The following is a 16,379-nucleotide window of genomic DNA, read 5'->3' as shown; positions in this document are numbered from 1 at the left end:
CCTGAACAATACGTTTACCCCGGCAATGCGATAAACGACCTGCTCCTTCCCGGACAGGCCACGCGTGCAATCACATCCCTACACCTTCGGACTCGAAGAGGAATACTTCCTGGTCCGTCGCAATCGTCGGCGCCTGCGGCACATGCCGCGGGCGTTCTTCGACCGTTGCCACGAGGCGTTGGGCGATCGCGTGGGCAGCGAGCTGCTGCAGACCCAGGTGGAGGTGCAGACCAACGTCCACCACGATCCGCACGAGGCGCGACGCGATCTTCACCACCTGCGCCGCACGGTTGGCGCCGTCGCGGCCGAGCATGGCCTGGCCATCCTTGCCGCAGGCACGCATCCCATGGGCCTGTGGCGCGATCAGCGCAGCACCGACAAGCCGCACTACGACCGGGTGATGGAGCAGCTGCAGATGCTGGGCCATCGCAATCTCGTCTGCGGGCTGCACGTGCACGTGCAACCGGCCGACACATCCGCGCGCATCGACCTGCTGCGGCGCCTGCAACCCTTCATGCCGCTGCTGCTGGCGGTCAGCACCTCCTCGCCGTTCTGGATGGGCCATCCCACCGGGTTGATGGGCTACCGCCAGACCGCCTACCAGGAAATCCCGCGCACCGGCCTGCCGCCGCTGTTCGCCAACCAGGCCGCCTACGACCGTTACGTGGCGCGGATGGTGCAATCCGGCACCATCGAGGACGCCAGTTTCCTGTGGTGGGCGATCCGCCCTTCCCTGCGCTTTCCCACCCTCGAGTTGCGGGTGCCGGACTGCTGCACCGATGCCGATGACGCGCTGGCGCTGGCGCAGCTGTTCCGCTGCCTGGTCCGGCACCTCGAACACCATCCGGAGCGGCACGCCGGCCTGGATGCCGGCGTGCAGGCGATCATCTCGGAAAACCTGTGGCGGGCACAGCGCCACGGCTATGACGCCGGCCTGATCGATCTGGCCAGCGGCCGACTGGTGCCGGTGCGCGAAATGCTCCGCAACCTGCAGCAGGTACTGGAAGAGGACATCGTCGCGTTGGCGGCAGGAGAAGCGTTCGAACAACTGTGGAAGATCCTCCAGCACGGCACCAGCGCGCATCGGCAGTTGGCGATCTACCGCGATCGTCGCAATGCCGGCGAAGGCCGGCTGGACGCGTTGCAGGCGGTGGTGGACTGGTTGGCCGACGCGAGCATGCCGGCGGCGGAGACCTGACGAAGCTCAACCCGGGTCGGCGCGCTTCACGCTGGATGGCGGGATGCGGTGGGTCGGTTGCAGCTGGGCGAAAATCGCCGCCGACGCCATCGTGATCAGACCCACGCAGACGAAGGTCCAGCGGAAGGCCGACAGCGCCTGGCCCTGCAGGGGGTGCAGGACGATATTGCCGAACACGCCCAGCAGGCTGCCCGCCAGCGCAACGCCGATACTCATCGCCAGCATCATTGTCATCGACAGCAGGCTGTTGCCGCCGCTGGCCAGATCGCCGTCGAGATCACGCAGGGCCAGGGTGTTCATGGCGGTGAACTGCAGCGAGTTGACCGCGCCGAAGATGGCGAAATGCAGCAGGTGCAGCCACAGCGGCTGGTCGGCCGATATCAGCGCGAAGCTGGCCATCGCCAGCCCCACCAGCACGGTGTTGCCGACCAGCACCTTGCGATAGCCCAACCGCTGCACCAGCGGCACCACGATGCGCTTGGAGAACATGCCGGCCAGCGCGGCCGGGATCATCAGCATGCCCGCCGACATCGGCGAGAAGCCCAGGCCGACCTGCAGCATCAACGGAATCAGGAACGGCATGCCGCTGCTGCCCATGCGCGAGAACAGGTTGCCCAGCAAGCCGATGCTGAAGCTCGGCACCCGGAACAGCGCCAGCGGGAACAGTGGCCGTGGCGCGCGCGCGGCGTGCAGCCAGTAGGCCACCAGCCCGGCCAGTCCGAACACCAGCAGCACCACCATCGCGCCGCGGCTCCCGGCGTGGTCGGACAGGCTGTCCAGCGACAGCGACACCGCCACCATGCCGAATGCCAGCAGCACGTAGCCGAGCGCGTCGAAACGCACCCGCGGACCACGCAGGTCCGGCATCCAGCGCAACGCCGCCACGGTGCCCAGCACACCCAGTGGCAGGTTGATCAGGAAGATCCAGTGCCAGGAAGCGACTTCCACCAGCCAGCCACCGAGCGTGGGGCCGATCAGTGGCCCGATCAGGCCCGGCACGGTGACGAAGCTCATTGCCGCCAGGAAATCCTTGCGCGGCACTGCGCGCAGCACCGCCAATCGTCCCACCGGCAGCAACATCGCCCCGCCGATGCCCTGCAGCACGCGCGAGGCCACCAGTTGCGGCAGGTTCTGCGAGAACGCACAGGCCAGCGAGCCCAGGGTGAACAGGGTCACCGCGGCGATGAAGATCCGCTTGGTGCCGAAATGATCCGCCAGCCAACCCGAAGCCGGAATCAGCATCGCCACGGTCAGTGCGTAGGCGACCACCACGGCCTGCATGCGCAGCGGCGACTGCGCGAGATCACGCGCCATCGCCGGCAGGGCCGTATTGACGATGGTGCTGTCCAGCATCTGCATGAACACCCCGGCCGCCACCAGCCACAGCAACGGCCGAAGGGCGGTGTCGGGTGTCGGCGGGCCGGAGGCGTTCATGCGTTCATTGTGCCCGCGCCGGTCCGGCGGAAGGATGAAGGCCGTGGCCGCATCCGCGCCTCATGCGGCCTTCTGCCGCGAGACCACGAACACGCCGGACATCACCAGCACGGTGCCGGCGACCTGCCACGGCCCCATCGGCTCGCCCAGCAGCAGCAGGCTCAGGACAATGGTCGAGACCGGACCGATCATGCCGATCTGCGCGGCCAGCGCCGAACCGATGCGCGATACCGCCATCATCACCATCAGTACCGGCAGCACCGTGCAGACGGTGCCGTTGAGCAGCGAAAGCCACCACACCGTCGCCGGTACCGCCAGCAGATCCGCCGGCGGCCGCAGCAACAGGAACTGGCCGATGCACAGCACGCTGGCCACGCTGCTGGCGTAGGCGGTCAGGCGCACCGCGCCGACCCGGCGCACCATCTCGCCACTGCCGACCAGATAGATCGCATAGGCCAGCGCGCTGCCGAACACCAGCAGGCTGCCCAGCGCGATGTTGCCACCGCCCAGCGACCAGTCGTGGCCGAACGCCAGCAGTACGCCCGCATAGCTGATCACCAGCGCCACCAGTTGCGCGCGGCTGGCGCGGCGACGGAACACCAGCAGGCCGATCGCCAGTACCAGGGTCGGGGTGAGGTACAGGATCAGCCGTTCCAGGGTGGCGGTGATGTAGGCCAGCCCGGCGAAGTCGAGGAAGCTGGCGAGGTAATAGCCGAAGAAACCCAGGCCGATGATCTTCAGCCCGTCACCCCGCGCCAGCGGTTCGGCGCGGCGCGCGGCCCAGGCCCCCATCAGCAGGAAGAACGGAAGCGCGACCAGCATGCGCAGCGCCAGCAGCGTGATCGCATCCACGCCGTGCCGGTAGCCGAGTTTGACGATGATGGCCTTGCCGGAAAAGGCGATGGCGCCCAACGCGGCCAGCGCGAACCCACCCAGCAGCGGGCGCGGCGCGGCGGCGCCGGAAGGCGCCGCCTCCGGATCCAGTACCGCGCTGGCGGATTCGTCCTGCTGTGCCTCGTCGTCCTGCCCGACCCTGCTCATCGGGGAGCGGGCGCGGCGGCGCGAAAGCAAGGAAGGCGTGACGCGGGGGGGGAAATGCGCTCAACCATGCGCGCATTCTAAACCCGGCGCGATTTGACCAGGCCGGTCGGCTCAGGCCGGATGCACCGTTCCATCCGTCGCCGCCGCGACATCCGGCCTCCGGCGCATGGGGGGCAGGTGCCAATAGGTCAGCGCGCGCCACGCCCATTCCAGCGGTCCGTAGCGGAAATGGCGCAGCCACAGCCAGCTGAAGGCGACCTGCAGGGCGAACACCACCGCCACGAACGCCATCTGGCCGGGGCGGGACAACTGCCCCCAGTAACCCAGGCCATAGCCGAAGAAGAACAATGTGCTGATCACCGATGCGCCGATGTAGTTGGTCAGCGCCATCCGGCCCGCGAAGCCCAGCGGCGCCAGCCAGCGGGCGGCGCGCGTGCCCAGCAGCAGGACCATGCCCGAGAAGTAGCCCAGGCATAGCAGCAGCGCGCCGAGCTGGAACAGCGACATCGCGGCCATCCGCGCCGGATCGCGCCCGCCCAGGCCGTCGCCGGGGAAGCTCGGCACCAGCCACGCGCTCAGCAAGGTGATCGCCATGCCGATCGGCAGGGTCCACGCCGCCAGCCGCCGGAACAGTGCCGCGTGTTCGCGCAACCGCGCAACCACGCCGGAACGGACGAACCAGAATCCGATCATGAACATCGGCAACGCCATGAAACTCAGTCCGGCGGCCTGCGGCATGTCCTCGGCGAACTTGTCGGCACGGTAGCGGACCGCCTCGGCGTAGCTGCCGCGGCTGTCGATGCGGATTTCCTCGACCCGTTCCTTCGCGCGCTCGGCCAGGCGTTCCTGGCGCTTGGCCGCCTGCTCGGCGGTTTCCGGGGAGCGGATCTGCGGATACACCGCGGTCACGCCGGCGCCGATCAAGCCCAGCACGAACATCAGCGAGTACAGGGTCACGCCCCACTTCCAGTAGCGCGCCACGCTGCCGCGATGCAGGAAGAACATCATCACGCCGACCAGCACCAGCAGTATCAGCGCCCCGACCACGGCGTCGGACTTCAACACCACCGCCATCACCGCGAAGGACACCAGCAGGCCCAGCCAGAGCTTCCAGTTGCGGGTGACCACCAGCAGCAGCGCCAACGCGGTGATGGCGTAGTTGTGCAGGATGTCGCCAGTCCAGATCAGGACGAAATGCGCGCTGCCGAACAGCAGCAGGCCCAGGATGCGGCGCAGGTACGGCGCCAGGAACGGGCGTCCGCGCGTCTCCGCGCGCCCGAGCATCACCGCGAAGCCGATGCCGAACAGCAGCGAGAACAAAGTCCAGAACTTGCCCTGCACGAATACATACACCAGCCAGCTCACCGCGTAATCGATGCCGTGCAGCGACGGGTCGATGCCCCGGCCCAGTTCGCTGATCGGGCGGGTGAACCACTCGATGTTCATCAGGAAGATGCCGATCAGGGCGAAGCCGCGAATGATGTCGAGGGCGGCGATGCGTTCGCCGGCATCGACGGGTTCCAGCGCGGCACCGGCTTGCCCGGGCGTTGCGGCGGTGGCGGAAACGTCCTGGTGCATGGCGGCTCTCCTGTGTCGGCGCACCATAGCGCCGGCACCCGCACCTCTCAGGTGCCGGAGGTCACCCAACTGTCGGCACGGCCCGCCGCCGGTCGGATCGGCGACTTCGACCCGATGGACCCTTCAGCGCAGCAGCACCACTTCCTCGGCCGAGGTCGGATGGATCGCCACGGTGTCTTCCAGATCCCGCCGGGTGATGCCGCGCCGGATCGCCACCGCGAAGCCCTGCAGGATCTCGTCGACGCCCTCCCCCAGCAGATGCAGGCCGACCACCTTTTCTTCCTCGCCCACGCACACCAGCTTGAACAGGCTGCGCTGCGGCGAATCGGCCAGCGCATGCAGCATCGGGCGGAAGCGTGCCCGGTAGACCCGTACGGCGGCGTCACCGAAGCTCGCGCGGGCCTCTTGCTCGGTCATGCCGACCTTGCCGATGGGCGGATGCGAAAACACCACCGTGGCGATATCGCGGAACTCCAGCCGCGACTCCGGCTTGCCACCGTACAGGCGATCCATCAGCCGACGCGCGGCGGCGATCGCCACCGGCGTCAGCGCGGGTCCGGCGGTCACGTCGCCCACCGCGTGGATGTTCGCCATGGTGGTGTCCTGCCATTCGTCGACCCGCACGTAACCGCGCGCATCCACTTCCACGCCGGCATTCTCCAGGCCCAGGCTGGCGGTGCTGGGTACCCGGCCGGTGGCGAAGAACACCTTGTCGAAGGGATCACTGCGTTCGCCGTTCGCGTCGACCAGTACCACCTTGCCGTCACCGGCCGGCCGCAGTTCCGCCAGCGCGTGGCCGAAGTGCGCGCGCAGGCCATGCTGGCGATTGTCCTCCAGCAGATCCGCGGCCAGCTCGTGATCGAATCCCTCCAGCAGGCGCTGGCCACGCACGAACAGTTCCACCTGGCTGCCCAGCGCCTGCATCACGCCGCCCAGTTCCACCGCGATGTAGCCGCCGCCGATCAACGCGACCCGCGCCGGCGGATCGCAGAGCTGGAAGAAGTCGTCGGACACCAGGCCCAGTTCGGCGCCCGGCACCGGCGGACGGCGCGGGCGGCCGCCGGTCGCGAGCAGGATGCGCTCGCCCCGCAGTCGCGCGCCGTCGCTGTTCTCCACGGTATGCGTGTCGACCAGTTGGCCGCGACAGGGCATCCAGACGATGCCGCTTTCGTCCAGCCGCTTGCGGTAGCTGGTATGGATGCCGGCGATGTAGCGCTGGCGATGGACGATGAACTCGCGCCAGTCGAGCGGCTGCGATTCCAGCTTGAATCCCAGTTGCGCGGCCAGCGCGATGCGCTGGGCGGTGTCGGCGGCCAGCCACATCGCCTTCTTCGGCACGCAGCCGACGTTGACACAGGTGCCGCCCAGATCCGCCGGTTCCAGCAACGCCACCCGCGCGCCATGGGCCGCGGCGCGGAAAGCGCCGGCGAGCCCGCCGGAACCACCGCCTATCACGATCAGGTCGAAGTCGGTCTGCGGCTTCATGAAAAACGCTCCGGTCGATAAGGAAGGGGATCGATGGCCGGCGGCCGGCCGGTGATCAGGTCGGACATCAACTGGCCGGTGGCGGCGCTCATGCTGATGCCGAGCATGCCGTGGCCGGCGGCCAGCCAGAGCCGTTCATGGCGGGGAACCCGACCCAGTAGCGGCAGATCGTCCCAGGTCATCGGTCGCCAGCCGCACCAGCGCTCCTGCACCACCTCGCCCACCGGATCGCGCAGGAACTCGCGCGCGCCGCGCTCCAGCGCGGCCAGCCGGACTTCGTTGAGGCGGTCGTCGTAGCCGGAAAATTCCATCGTGCTGCCCAGGCGGAAGCCGCTGTCCCAGACGGTCACGCAGACCGAACGGTCTTTCAGCACCAGTGGGCGCTTAGGCACCCGCTCCGGACGGCTGTAGGTCACCGAGTAGCCCTTGCCTGGCTGGATGGGAATCGACAGGCCGAGCCGGCGCGCGAATTCCGGCGTCCACGCGCCGAGCGCGAACACCGCTTCACGGCACTGCCGCGTTCCGCGCGCGGTGTGCACGCGCACGCCGTCGCGCGCCTCGTCGAAACCGAGCACGCGGCACTGCGTTTCGATCACCCCGCCACGTTCGCGCACGGCGCGCGCGAGTTCGGCGACGTAGCGATCCGGACGCAGACGGGCGTCGTCGGGGAACCGGATCGCGCCGGCGACGCCTTCGCGCATGGCCGGTTCCCGGGCTTCGTACTCGGCGCCGGCAATGATTTCGCTGTCGATGCCGAATTCCCGCAGCGCCTGGCATTCGCGCACGTAGCGCTCGAAATTACGCGGATCGCGGAACACGTAGTCCAGCCCTTCTTCCTGGAACTCGCAGCGCAACGCGTAGCGTTCGACCCAGGTCACCAAGCGGGCGCGCGAATCATCGAGGATGGCCGCGCGTGCGTGCGTGCTCTCGCGCCAGTCGCGTGGATTGCAGCGCGCGGCGAACCGCAGCAGCCAACGCCACAGCGCGGGATCCACGCGCGGTTTCAGGTACAGCGGCGCGTCCGGCGTCAGCATCCAGCGCAGCGCCTGCCGCACCACGCCCGGCGCGGCCAGCGGCGGCGCGTGGCTGGGCGTGATGGTGCCGCAGTTGCCGTGCGAGGCACCGGCGCCCACCTCGCCCGCTTCCAGCACCTGCACCGTCCGCCCGGCTTCCAGCAAGGCCAGCGCGGTGGACAGCCCGATCGCGCCGGCTCCCAGGACCAGAACGTCGTCATTGCGATGCATCAGGCGTGCGTCCCGTTCATCGGCCATCGCCGCGCGCACGCATATGTCCCCACCGACGACCCGGCGTTCCATACGGAGACAGGCAGTGTGGACATGTCAAGCGTAATCCGTGGAAGGTAACGGTCATTCTCTGTCTTTCTTCACATGGTTTCTATTGACACCAATTGTCCCGGGACAACATCGTTGGGACATCGCCGGTCGTGTCCGCTACCGCGCGATGGAACGCGCCCCACCGCTTCCGATCCTGTTCCGAATCCTGCTGTCGCAACACCCACATCCACACATCACAGGGGTCAGCAAGCAATGCAACGGAAGATCAGCGTCATCACCACGGCCATCGCCACCATCCTCGTCACCTCTCCGCTCTACGCCGCCAACGCCGACCAGACGCCCGCCGCCAGCCGCGCCAAGGGCCTGGCCGTCGGCCATGCGGCCGCGCTGAAGAGCAGCGACGGCGACGAGTTCGTCGCCCGCGATGTTATCGTCGATCGCGACGGCACGGAGCACGTGCGCCTGGATCGCCGCTACAAGGGACTGCCCGTCATCGGCGGCGACGTGGTGATTCACTCCAGGAATGGAAAGCTCAAATCCACCAGCCTCACCCTGCGCGGCAACGGTCGCCCGGCACTCAAGGCCGGCATCGATGCCGATGCCGCGGTGATCTCGGCCGGCGCCGACTTCAAGGGCCAGATCGACGACATCGGCAGCCAGGGCCTGGTGATCTATGCGCGCGGCGCGCAGCCGGTGCTCGCCTACGAGGTGCGGGTACGTGGCGTGTCCGACAGCCAAGGCGAGGCCGACATGCGCTACTTCGTCGACGCGCACAGCGGCAAGGTGCTGGATCACTGGAACATCATCCACACCGCGGCGGCGGTCGGCACCGGCCAGACCCTGTTCCTGGGCGACGTGGCCATCACCACCAATTCGATCAGCGGCGGCTACCAGATGGTGGATCCCACCCGTGGCGGCGGCAATACCCGCGACGGCCTGGGCAAGGAGATCAGCCGCGTCTACAGCACGGCCGCGATCATGACCGACGCCGACAACAACTGGGGCAACAACACCGAGTCGCAGGTGGCCAGCGAGGCTTCCGACGCGCACTTCGGCGTGGCCGCGACCTGGGACTATTACAAGAACACCTTTGGCCGCAATGGCATCTACAACGATGGCGTCGGCGTGAAGAGCATCGTCAACGTCACCTTCCGCGGCGGCGGCGGCCCGGCCACCGGCGGCAACGCGGGCTGGTACGGCGCGCCGTACAAGTTCATGGCCTACGGCCTGGGCACCTCGACCTGGTACCCGGTGGTGTCGATCGACGTGGCCGGCCACGAGATGACCCACGGCGTGACCGAAGCCACCTCCAACCTGGCCTACTCCGGTGACGCCGGCGGTCTCAACGAGGCGGCCTCGGACATCATGGGCACGATGGTCGAGTACTACATCAACAACGCCAACGATCCGGGCGACTACCTGATTGGCGAGAAGATCTACCGCAGCAATCCGGACGGCAAGAAGGCGCTGCGCTACATGTTCCGTCCCGGCGACGCGGACGCTGGCCGTTCCTACAACTGCTATCCGGCGGCGGGCTTCGCCGGTGTGGATCCGCACTACTCGTCCGGTCCGGCCAACCATTTCTTCTACCTGCTCGCGGAAGGCGCGGTTTCGCCGGCCGGCTTCAGCTACACCGCCAGCCAACTGGTCTGCAACGGCGATACCGGCGTGACCGGCATCGGTCGCGACGCCGCCCAGCGCATCTGGTACCGCGCCCTGACCGTGTACATGACCTCCAACACCACCTATCCGCAGGCCCGCACCGCCACGCTCAACGCGGCCAGCGACCTGTACGGTGCCGGCTCGGCGCAGTACAACGCGGTGGCGCGTGCGTGGAGCGCGGTCAGCGTCAACTGATCCGGTTTCGTCAACGCTGCAAAGGAAACGGCCCGCGCGAGCGGGCCGTTTTCTTGTCCGGAGCCACCCTCAGGCGGATGCGGGGCTGGCGCGCATCGGCTGTGGCCGCAGGTAGGTCAGCGAGCGCCAGACCCACTCCGCCGGACCGAACCGGAACCGCGCCAGCCACCAGCGGCTGTACAGCACCTGGATCAGGAACAGCGTGAACACGAACACCACCTGCCACGCACGCGGCAACTGGTCCAGGTAACCGAATCCGTAGCCGTTGAAGATCAGCGTGCACACGATCGATTGCATCAGGTAGTTGCTCAGCGCCATCCGGCCGGCCGGCGCCAGCCAGTGCAGCAGCGGCGCGGTCGCCGCCGACTGCACGCCCTTCACGATCCAGCCCACGTAGCCGAACGCCATCAGCACGCTGCCGACGGAACTGGCCACGAACGCCAGCGACGCGTGCAGGTTGATGTTGTTGAAATCCGCAGTGGGCTCCATCCAGAACGACAGCAGCATCAGGGCCAATCCCAGCGGCAGCGCGCCCCAGCGCAGGAACGCGAACAGGCGCGGAAAACGATCCGGCGCGGCGATGGCGCCGCTCTTCACGAACCAGGTGCCGAACAGGAACATGCCGAACACCGTGGGCCCGATGAACAGCAGGTTGCTGAGCATGAAGCCGACGTCCCTGGCGCGCTGGATGACGGCTTCCAGGTAGGTGCCCGAGCCGTAGGCGCTGCGCTGGGCTTCCAGCATCGCGTTCATCTCCGCGCCCGCCTTCGCCATTTCGCTGTTCCAGTTGGCGCCTGCGGCCGGATCCATCTGCATCGCCGATCCCACCAGTCCCAGCAGCAGCATCATTCCGGACGATGCCAGATAGGTCAGGCCCGCGATCCAGGGCAGCCACTTGGCAGGCACGTTGCGGAACGCCAGCAGGAAAAACGACAACAGCGCGTACATCAACAGGATGTCGCCCGACCAGATCAGCAGGCCATGGATCACGCCGATGATCAGCAGCACCAGGCTGCGCCGCCAATACACGCCCGCGAACGGTTGCCCGCGCGCCTCGGCGCGGGTCGACATCACCGCGAAGCCCATGCCGAACAGCAGCGAGAACAGGGTGTAGAACTTGCCCTGCACCAGGATGTAGATGAGCGCATCGGCGGTACGGTCCACGCCGGTCAATGCCGGGTCGAGCCCGGAGAACGACTGGAACAGCGGGCCGGCCATGCCCTCGATGTTCATCAGCAGGATGCCCACCAGCGCGAAGCCGCGCAGCACATCCATGGTCTCGATGCGTTCGCTGGCGGCGACGGGCCGCAGCGGTGCGTCCGGATTCGACGATATGGCGCCCATGTCCTTGCTCCCTGGAATCGTGGCGCATTAAAGCATGTTGACGCTTCCCGGCCAGCCATCCGCCGGAACGGAAGCGGGTGTAACCTCGCGCCCATCGCGCTGCCTCCCGCGTCCGTCCCGCCGCCGTTCCCCGCCTCAACGCCTTCGGAGAAATCCGCCATGACGCCCTTCCGCCTGCGACTTGCCGCCCTGTTGCTGGCCGGTCCCGGTCTGCCCGTGTTCGCCGGCACGCCGGATGGTGCGCTGCTGCACCCCGTCAACCCGCCCGGCGCCACCATTCCCAATGTCTCGCAGGCCATGCGCGTCGATGGCGGCAAGCTGTTGCTGCTGTCCGGCCACGTGCCGTTGCGCGCGGACGGCAGTCTGGTCGAAGGTTCGCTGGAGGAGCAGCTGGAACAGGTCATGCGCAACCTGGACGCCACCCTGCGCGCGGCCGGCAGCGATTTCTCCCACGTGGCCCGGCTGACGCTGTACATCCGCGACTTCGATCCCGCGCAGTTGCCGGCCATCCGCAAGGTGCGGGATCGCTGGATCGACCCGAGGCGGCCGCCCGCCAGCGCGCTGGTCGGGGTGCAGGCGCTGTTCCAGCCCGGCGTCCGCATCGAGGTGGACGCCATCGCGGTCATTCCGGAGTCCGACGGCGGTGCCCCGCGCGCGCCCTGAGCGGAAAGAACGCGGACACGCCGGACACGGAAACGAGAACGGCCCGCTCGCGCGGGCCGTTTCTTTTGCATCGCGGGAAAGTGCGTCCGCTCAGTGGTGATGGCCGCCGTCGCCGTGCACGTGGCCGTGCTCGACCTCTTCCGGCGAGGCTTCGCGCACCTCGACGATTTCGACGTCGAAATGCAGATCCTTGCCCGCCATCGGATGGTTCAGGTCGACGTCGACCACGCTCATGCCGATCTTCTGGATGGTCACCGCGCGCGGGCCGAAATTGGTGTTCAGCACGACCTGCTGGCCCGGCACGAGCTTCTGGGTGCCGAAGTGCTTCTTGGGCACGCGCTGGCTCAGCCCGTCGCGACGCTCGCCATAGGCTTCGGCGGCGGTGACGTCCACGCTGAAGCTCTCGCCGGCTTCACGGTCCTGCATCGCGTTCTCCAGACCCGGGATGATATTGCCGTGGCCGATCAGGATGGCGAGCGGCTCGCGGTCCTTCGAGCTCTCCAGCGGCTCCTGGCCGACTTCGGAGACGGTGTAGTGGAAACGGACGACGCTGTCTTTTGCGATTTTCATTCGGGACTCTGGAATAGGGGCTGCCGGCGGCAGGCGTGGTGGCTTGTCGGCCAGGTGGATTGCGGGCGAAGATGCGCCGCAATGAAGACCGTGCATTATCCCGGCTTGGACCGCCTGCCGCCACCCGCGGCCTCCCGCGCAACGGTCGTGGTCGCCGTGCTGCTGGCCGCCCTGCTGGCCGGCTGCGGCGGCGGCAAGGAAACCGTCCGCCGCCCCGCCCCGCCCCCGGTCCGGGAGTGGCCACGGGTCGAGGCCGAGGACCCGGCGGCGGCCAATGCGGTGCTGATGCGGGCCATCGGCCTGGTCGGCACGCCCTATCGCTACGGCGGCAATACCCCCGAATCCGGCTTCGACTGCAGCGGGCTGGTGGCCTACGTTTTCCGCGACATGCTGGACCTGAAGCTGCCCCGCACTTCCGGCGAACTGGCCAAGGTGCAGGGTCCGCGCATCGAGCCGCGCCGGCTGGCGCCGGCCGATCTGGTGTTTTTCGGCAACCGCGGCAGCGTCAGCCACGTCGGCATCTATGTGGGCGAAGGCCGCTTCGTGCATGCCCCCAGTACCGGCGGGACGGTCCGGCTGGACCATCTGGATGGGAGCTACTGGCGCGACCATTACACCGGCGCCAAACGGGTTCTGCACTGAGCCCGGCCATTTCTGTGACCCAGGCCCGACATAATTAACGAATAAATAACGATTTGTGAACCAAATCGAGGCGATATGACGGCACTATTGCCGCTTCGCATTTTTCCCGACCCCGCGTGACGACCGACGACCTGCCGCCAGGCCAGCCCGCCGCCACCCACCGCACCCCGCGGGGCGTGAACCGTTTCCTTTCCCTGGTGCTGCTGGCCGCCGCGAGCATCCCCGCGTGGGCCCAGCAGCATGCGCCGGGCGCCGATGCGGTGGAGACCGACGTCGTGGAAGCCGCCGCGGCGGTCAATGCCCCGGAAGCCGTTGCCACCAAGCCGGCCTCGTTCAGCATCAAGGAAAAGGCGGCCGAAGCCGCCACCGCAACCCTCACCGCCCTCCTGCCCCGCCTGGCGGCCAGCGACAGCCTGCCGCTGCTGGACCGGTCCACCATGGTGGCCGGCGACCTCAGCCGCCTGCTGGCCGGCTACGACCTGAGCAAGGACGGTGTGGTCAAGGACGAGGGCGGCAAGATCCAGGCCGTGCTCAAGCGTGCGCTGACCCTGATGGGCACGCCCTACCGCTGGGGCGGCACCTCGCCGGACAGTGGTTTCGATTGCAGCGGGCTGGTCGGTTACGTATTCCGCACCGCGCTGGGCATCGAACTGCCGCGCGTGTCCCGCGACATGGCCTCGCAGGCCAACGGCCAGATGATCGCCAGCCGCGACGAACTCCAGCAGGGCGACCTGGTGTTCTTCGGTCGCAAGGGCCGGATCAACCACGTCGGCATCTACGTCGGCGAAGGCCGCTTCCTGCATTCCCCCAGCACCGGCAAGGACGTCCGCGTGGACAGCCTGACCACCGGCTATTGGGCGCCGCGCTTCATGCAGGCCCGCCGCGTCGCGATGTAAGCGGCTCCGGGACGCCCGTTGCACGCGTCTCGACCCAACTCTTCGAATACAGGATGCGGATGTGGGAGCGACGTGAGTCGCGAGCTTTTCGTTTGTCCACGCTCTGTCAGAAACAAGCTTGCCGGACTGGCGGTGGATTTCCAGACGCCCAGGCCCATCTCGTCGCGACGCACGTCGCTCCCACAATGGGCGGTTCCTGGGATCTCCTTGTAGGAGCGACGTGAGTCGCGAGCCTTTTGCGCGTTGTCCAACACATGGGGCGGCCCTCCCGCCTGTTGCCGCGCGCCTATCATCCTCCCGGTCGCGACTTACGTCGCTCCTACAGAGGAAGCCGCGCCTCAGGTCGTCGCGCCCGCGCTCTGGTAGTGGGCGACGGTTTCCTCGATGCCCTTGCTCAGTTCCATCACCTTGAGCGCGTACTCGGCCAGGCGGCAGTCCTCCGGCGTTTCCGGTTTCCAGGCCGGCACGGCGGTCGGCTTGCCCTCGACCTGGTCCAGGGCGACGAACACGATGATGCAGTGCGTGCACAGCCGCGATTCGCCACCCATCGGGTCGCGGGCGCGCACGTCGACCGCGAAGTGCATGCTGCTGGTGCCGGTGTAGACCAGCTTGGCCGACACCGTCACCAGATCGCTGGTGCGGATCGGCGCGACGAAGCGGATGCCGCCCACCGCCACGGTCACGCTGTAATGGCCGCTCCAGCCCACCGCCGCGGCATAGCCGACCTGGTCGATCCACTTCATCACGATGCCGCCGTGCACCTTTCCGCCGTAATTGACGTCGGTCGGCTGGGCCAGGAAACGGAAGTTCAGTTCGCGCTGTTCGCCGCTCATGGGCTTCTCCTCGGGGGAGTGGCAAAGATACGCCAGTCGCTACCGGACCGGCACAGGGACGCCGATAAAAAAAGCCGGCGCGGACGCCGGCTTCGAATGACAGGGAGTTGCGGTCCTGCGGATTACTTCTGCGAGGTCTGGAACGTACCGTAGGGCTTGAGCTGCTCGGCGATCGCCTTGCCATCACCGACCACGATGATCGACTGCCGCTTCGGGTCGAAATACTGTTTCGCCACCGCCTGCACCTTGGCGGCATCCACCTGGCGCAGGCGTGGCACGTACTGGCCCAGGAAATCCGACGGCAGGCCGATCAGCCAATTCTTCGCCAGCGTGCCCGCGACCGCGCCCTGCAGCTGGTTGCTGAGGACATAGTCGCCGGCGATGTAGCGCTTGGTGTCGTCCAGTTCCCTGGCCGGTACCGGTTCGTTGCGCAGGCGATCGAATTCGCCGAAGAACTCCTTCAGCGAGGCGCCGGTGACCTCGTTGCGCACGTCGGCCTGCGAGACCAGGTCACCGCCCGCGCGGGAAGTCGACAGGCGCGTGCCAGCGCCATAGGTGTAGCCCTTCTCCTCGCGCAGGTTGAGGTTGACCCGACTGCTGAAACCGCCGCCCAGCACGATGCGGGTGAGCTGCAACGGGATGTAGTCCGGATCGGTGGCGGCGAGCGCCGGCTGGCCGATGCGCAGGGTGGACTGTACGCTGCCGTCACGTTGAAGCAGCACGAACTTCGGCGTGGCGGTACGCGCGGGAGCCACGGTATCCGCCACTTCGCCGCCGGTGCCCTTCCAGTTGCCGAATGCCTTCTCCGCCATCGCGAAACCTTGCGCGGGCGTGACCCTGCCGGTGATCACCAGCAGGCTGCGATCCGGATGGAAGCGGCGCGCGTGCTCCGCGCGCAGCGCGGGCGTGGCAAGTGCTGCGATGCCGGCTTCGCTGAGCTGGGTGCGCGCATACGGATGGTCGCCGTACACCGCCGCCAGCATCGCGCGGTTGGCGCGGAACGACGGCTGCGCCTCGTTGGCCTTCAACTGCTGTGCCGCATTGGCCTGGGCCAGCTTGACCTCGTTTTCCGGGAAGGTCGGCTCGCGCACGACCTCGGCCAGCAGGTCCAGCATCGGCGCGGCCTGGCTGGCGAGCGCGTCGGCGTACACGGTGACGCCGTCATTGCTGGCACCGGCGCCGATGCTGCCGCCGTAGCCCTGCGCGGTTTCGGCGATGGCGCGCGAATCGCGGCGCGCGGTGCCCTCGGTCAGCAGGCCGGCGAACAGGCTGGCGAAGCCGGAAGCGTTCGGCGCATCCGCGGCCAGGCCGGCGTTGCGTACCGCCAACACGTAGTCCACGCGCGGGATACCGTCGCGCGGCACCACCCACACTTCCAGCCCGTTGGCGAGCGTCTTCTTTTCAATCTGCGGCACCGGCAACGGCTTGTCCGGCGCGTATGACGGCAGATCCTTCGGCAGCACCGGCTCGGCGGCGTACGCCGCGCCGGCGAACAGCGTGGTCAGGGCGAGGGCAATCGCGGTCTTGTGCAGGCTCATCGGGA

14 protein-coding genes are annotated in these 16,379 nt (G+C 67.8%); 5 read left to right on the top strand and 9 right to left on the bottom strand.

Going from position 1 to position 16,379, the window contains the following annotated elements:
• Positions 1 to 64 precede the first annotated feature (64 nt).
• Positions 65 to 1,198: a carboxylate-amine ligase gene (locus IB228_RS17240; RefSeq protein ID WP_192199323.1), complete on the top strand. Its 1,134-nt coding sequence runs from the start codon at positions 65 to 67 to the stop codon at positions 1,196 to 1,198.
• A gap of 6 nt (positions 1,199 to 1,204) precedes the next feature.
• Here IB228_RS17240 and mdtD read toward each other — a convergent pair whose 3' ends face one another.
• The 5 genes from mdtD to IB228_RS17215 all read right to left on the bottom strand — a co-directional run bounded on the left by mdtD (position 1,205) and on the right by IB228_RS17215 (position 7,980).
• Positions 1,205 to 2,632 carry a multidrug transporter subunit MdtD gene (gene mdtD, locus IB228_RS17235; protein ID WP_192199322.1) on the bottom strand — a complete coding sequence of 476 codons (1,428 nt, stop codon included), beginning with the start codon at positions 2,630 to 2,632 and terminating at the stop codon, positions 1,205 to 1,207.
• 60 nt (positions 2,633 to 2,692) lie between these two features.
• Positions 2,693 to 3,673 (bottom strand): DMT family transporter, encoded by a 981-nt coding sequence (locus IB228_RS17230; protein WP_183638314.1) that lies wholly within the window; start codon positions 3,671 to 3,673, stop codon positions 2,693 to 2,695.
• Positions 3,674 to 3,784: 111 nt separating this feature from the next.
• A complete protein-coding gene (locus tag IB228_RS17225; protein WP_192199321.1) occupies positions 3,785 to 5,251 on the bottom strand; it encodes a DUF418 domain-containing protein in 1,467 nt (488 codons plus the stop codon).
• A 123-nt stretch (positions 5,252 to 5,374) separates the two neighbouring features.
• Entirely contained in the window at positions 5,375 to 6,736 is a 1,362-nt protein-coding gene (gene gorA / locus IB228_RS17220) for a glutathione-disulfide reductase (protein ID WP_192199320.1), read from the bottom strand.
• Positions 6,733 to 7,980, bottom strand: coding sequence for an FAD-dependent oxidoreductase (locus tag IB228_RS17215; protein WP_192199319.1), 1,248 nt, complete (start codon positions 7,978 to 7,980; stop codon positions 6,733 to 6,735). The genes gorA and IB228_RS17215 overlap by 4 nt, the downstream gene beginning before the upstream one ends.
• 303 nt (positions 7,981 to 8,283) lie before the next feature.
• On the opposite strand from IB228_RS17215, the gene IB228_RS17210 reads away from it, so the two are divergent.
• Entirely contained in the window at positions 8,284 to 9,888 is a 1,605-nt protein-coding gene (locus IB228_RS17210) for a M4 family metallopeptidase (RefSeq protein WP_192199318.1), read from the top strand.
• A gap of 69 nt (positions 9,889 to 9,957) precedes the next feature.
• Here the strand turns inward: IB228_RS17210 and IB228_RS17205 are convergent, their stop codons facing one another.
• Entirely contained in the window at positions 9,958 to 11,232 is a 1,275-nt protein-coding gene (locus tag IB228_RS17205) for a DUF418 domain-containing protein (protein ID WP_192199317.1), read from the bottom strand.
• Positions 11,233 to 11,391: 159 nt separating this feature from the next.
• Between IB228_RS17205 and IB228_RS17200 the strand changes: the two genes are divergently transcribed.
• On the top strand, positions 11,392 to 11,895 hold the full coding sequence (locus tag IB228_RS17200) for a RidA family protein (RefSeq protein ID WP_192199316.1): 504 nt from the start codon (positions 11,392 to 11,394) through the stop codon (positions 11,893 to 11,895).
• A 90-nt stretch (positions 11,896 to 11,985) separates the two neighbouring features.
• Here IB228_RS17200 and IB228_RS17195 read toward each other — a convergent pair whose 3' ends face one another.
• Positions 11,986 to 12,465 carry a peptidylprolyl isomerase gene (locus IB228_RS17195; protein WP_183638327.1) on the bottom strand — a complete coding sequence of 160 codons (480 nt, stop codon included), beginning with the start codon at positions 12,463 to 12,465 and terminating at the stop codon, positions 11,986 to 11,988.
• 81 nt (positions 12,466 to 12,546) lie between these two features.
• Here IB228_RS17195 and IB228_RS17190 point away from each other — a divergent pair, with 81 nt between their 5' ends.
• Together IB228_RS17190 and IB228_RS17185 are read left to right on the top strand one after the other, a co-directional pair.
• Positions 12,547 to 13,107: a C40 family peptidase gene (locus tag IB228_RS17190; RefSeq protein ID WP_192199315.1), complete on the top strand. Its 561-nt coding sequence runs from the start codon at positions 12,547 to 12,549 to the stop codon at positions 13,105 to 13,107.
• 116 nt (positions 13,108 to 13,223) lie between these two features.
• Positions 13,224 to 14,003, top strand: coding sequence for a C40 family peptidase (locus IB228_RS17185; protein ID WP_192199314.1), 780 nt, complete (start codon positions 13,224 to 13,226; stop codon positions 14,001 to 14,003).
• Between the two features lie 338 nt (positions 14,004 to 14,341).
• On the opposite strand, the gene IB228_RS17180 is transcribed toward IB228_RS17185, so the two are convergent.
• Both IB228_RS17180 and IB228_RS17175 read right to left on the bottom strand, forming a co-directional pair.
• Positions 14,342 to 14,836: an acyl-CoA thioesterase gene (locus IB228_RS17180; RefSeq protein WP_141456042.1), complete on the bottom strand. Its 495-nt coding sequence runs from the start codon at positions 14,834 to 14,836 to the stop codon at positions 14,342 to 14,344.
• A 122-nt stretch (positions 14,837 to 14,958) separates the two neighbouring features.
• Positions 14,959 to 16,374 carry a pitrilysin family protein gene (locus IB228_RS17175; RefSeq protein ID WP_225562516.1) on the bottom strand — a complete coding sequence of 472 codons (1,416 nt, stop codon included), beginning with the start codon at positions 16,372 to 16,374 and terminating at the stop codon, positions 14,959 to 14,961.
• Positions 16,375 to 16,379: the final 5 nt, after the last annotated feature.

Origin of the sequence: Pseudoxanthomonas sp. PXM04 (assembly GCF_014851695.1) — a bacterium.
GTDB classification, from domain to species: Bacteria; Pseudomonadota; Gammaproteobacteria; order Xanthomonadales; family Xanthomonadaceae; genus Pseudoxanthomonas_A; species Pseudoxanthomonas_A beigongshangi.
This window is presented reverse-complemented; position numbering and strand designations above follow the sequence as displayed.

Bases quoted from the DNA above. Each gene is read 5' to 3' on its own strand.
- IB228_RS17200 (WP_192199316.1), top strand. From the start codon at position 11,392: ATGACGCCCTTCCGCCTGCGACTTGCCGCCCTGTTGCTGGCCGGTCCC.
- IB228_RS17210 (WP_192199318.1), top strand. From the start codon at position 8,284: ATGCAACGGAAGATCAGCGTCATCACCACGGCCATCGCCACCATCCTC.
- IB228_RS17180 (WP_141456042.1), bottom strand. From the start codon at position 14,836: ATGAGCGGCGAACAGCGCGAACTGAACTTCCGTTTCCTGGCCCAGCCG.
- IB228_RS17215 (WP_192199319.1), bottom strand. From the start codon at position 7,980: ATGCATCGCAATGACGACGTTCTGGTCCTGGGAGCCGGCGCGATCGGG.
- IB228_RS17205 (WP_192199317.1), bottom strand. From the start codon at position 11,232: ATGGGCGCCATATCGTCGAATCCGGACGCACCGCTGCGGCCCGTCGCC.
- gorA (WP_192199320.1), bottom strand. From the start codon at position 6,736: ATGAAGCCGCAGACCGACTTCGACCTGATCGTGATAGGCGGTGGTTCC.
- mdtD (WP_192199322.1), bottom strand. From the start codon at position 2,632: ATGAACGCCTCCGGCCCGCCGACACCCGACACCGCCCTTCGGCCGTTG.
- IB228_RS17195 (WP_183638327.1), bottom strand. From the start codon at position 12,465: ATGAAAATCGCAAAAGACAGCGTCGTCCGTTTCCACTACACCGTCTCC.
- IB228_RS17225 (WP_192199321.1), bottom strand. From the start codon at position 5,251: ATGCACCAGGACGTTTCCGCCACCGCCGCAACGCCCGGGCAAGCCGGT.
- IB228_RS17230 (WP_183638314.1), bottom strand. From the start codon at position 3,673: ATGAGCAGGGTCGGGCAGGACGACGAGGCACAGCAGGACGAATCCGCC.
- IB228_RS17175 (WP_225562516.1), bottom strand. From the start codon at position 16,374: ATGAGCCTGCACAAGACCGCGATTGCCCTCGCCCTGACCACGCTGTTC.
- IB228_RS17190 (WP_192199315.1), top strand. From the start codon at position 12,547: ATGAAGACCGTGCATTATCCCGGCTTGGACCGCCTGCCGCCACCCGCG.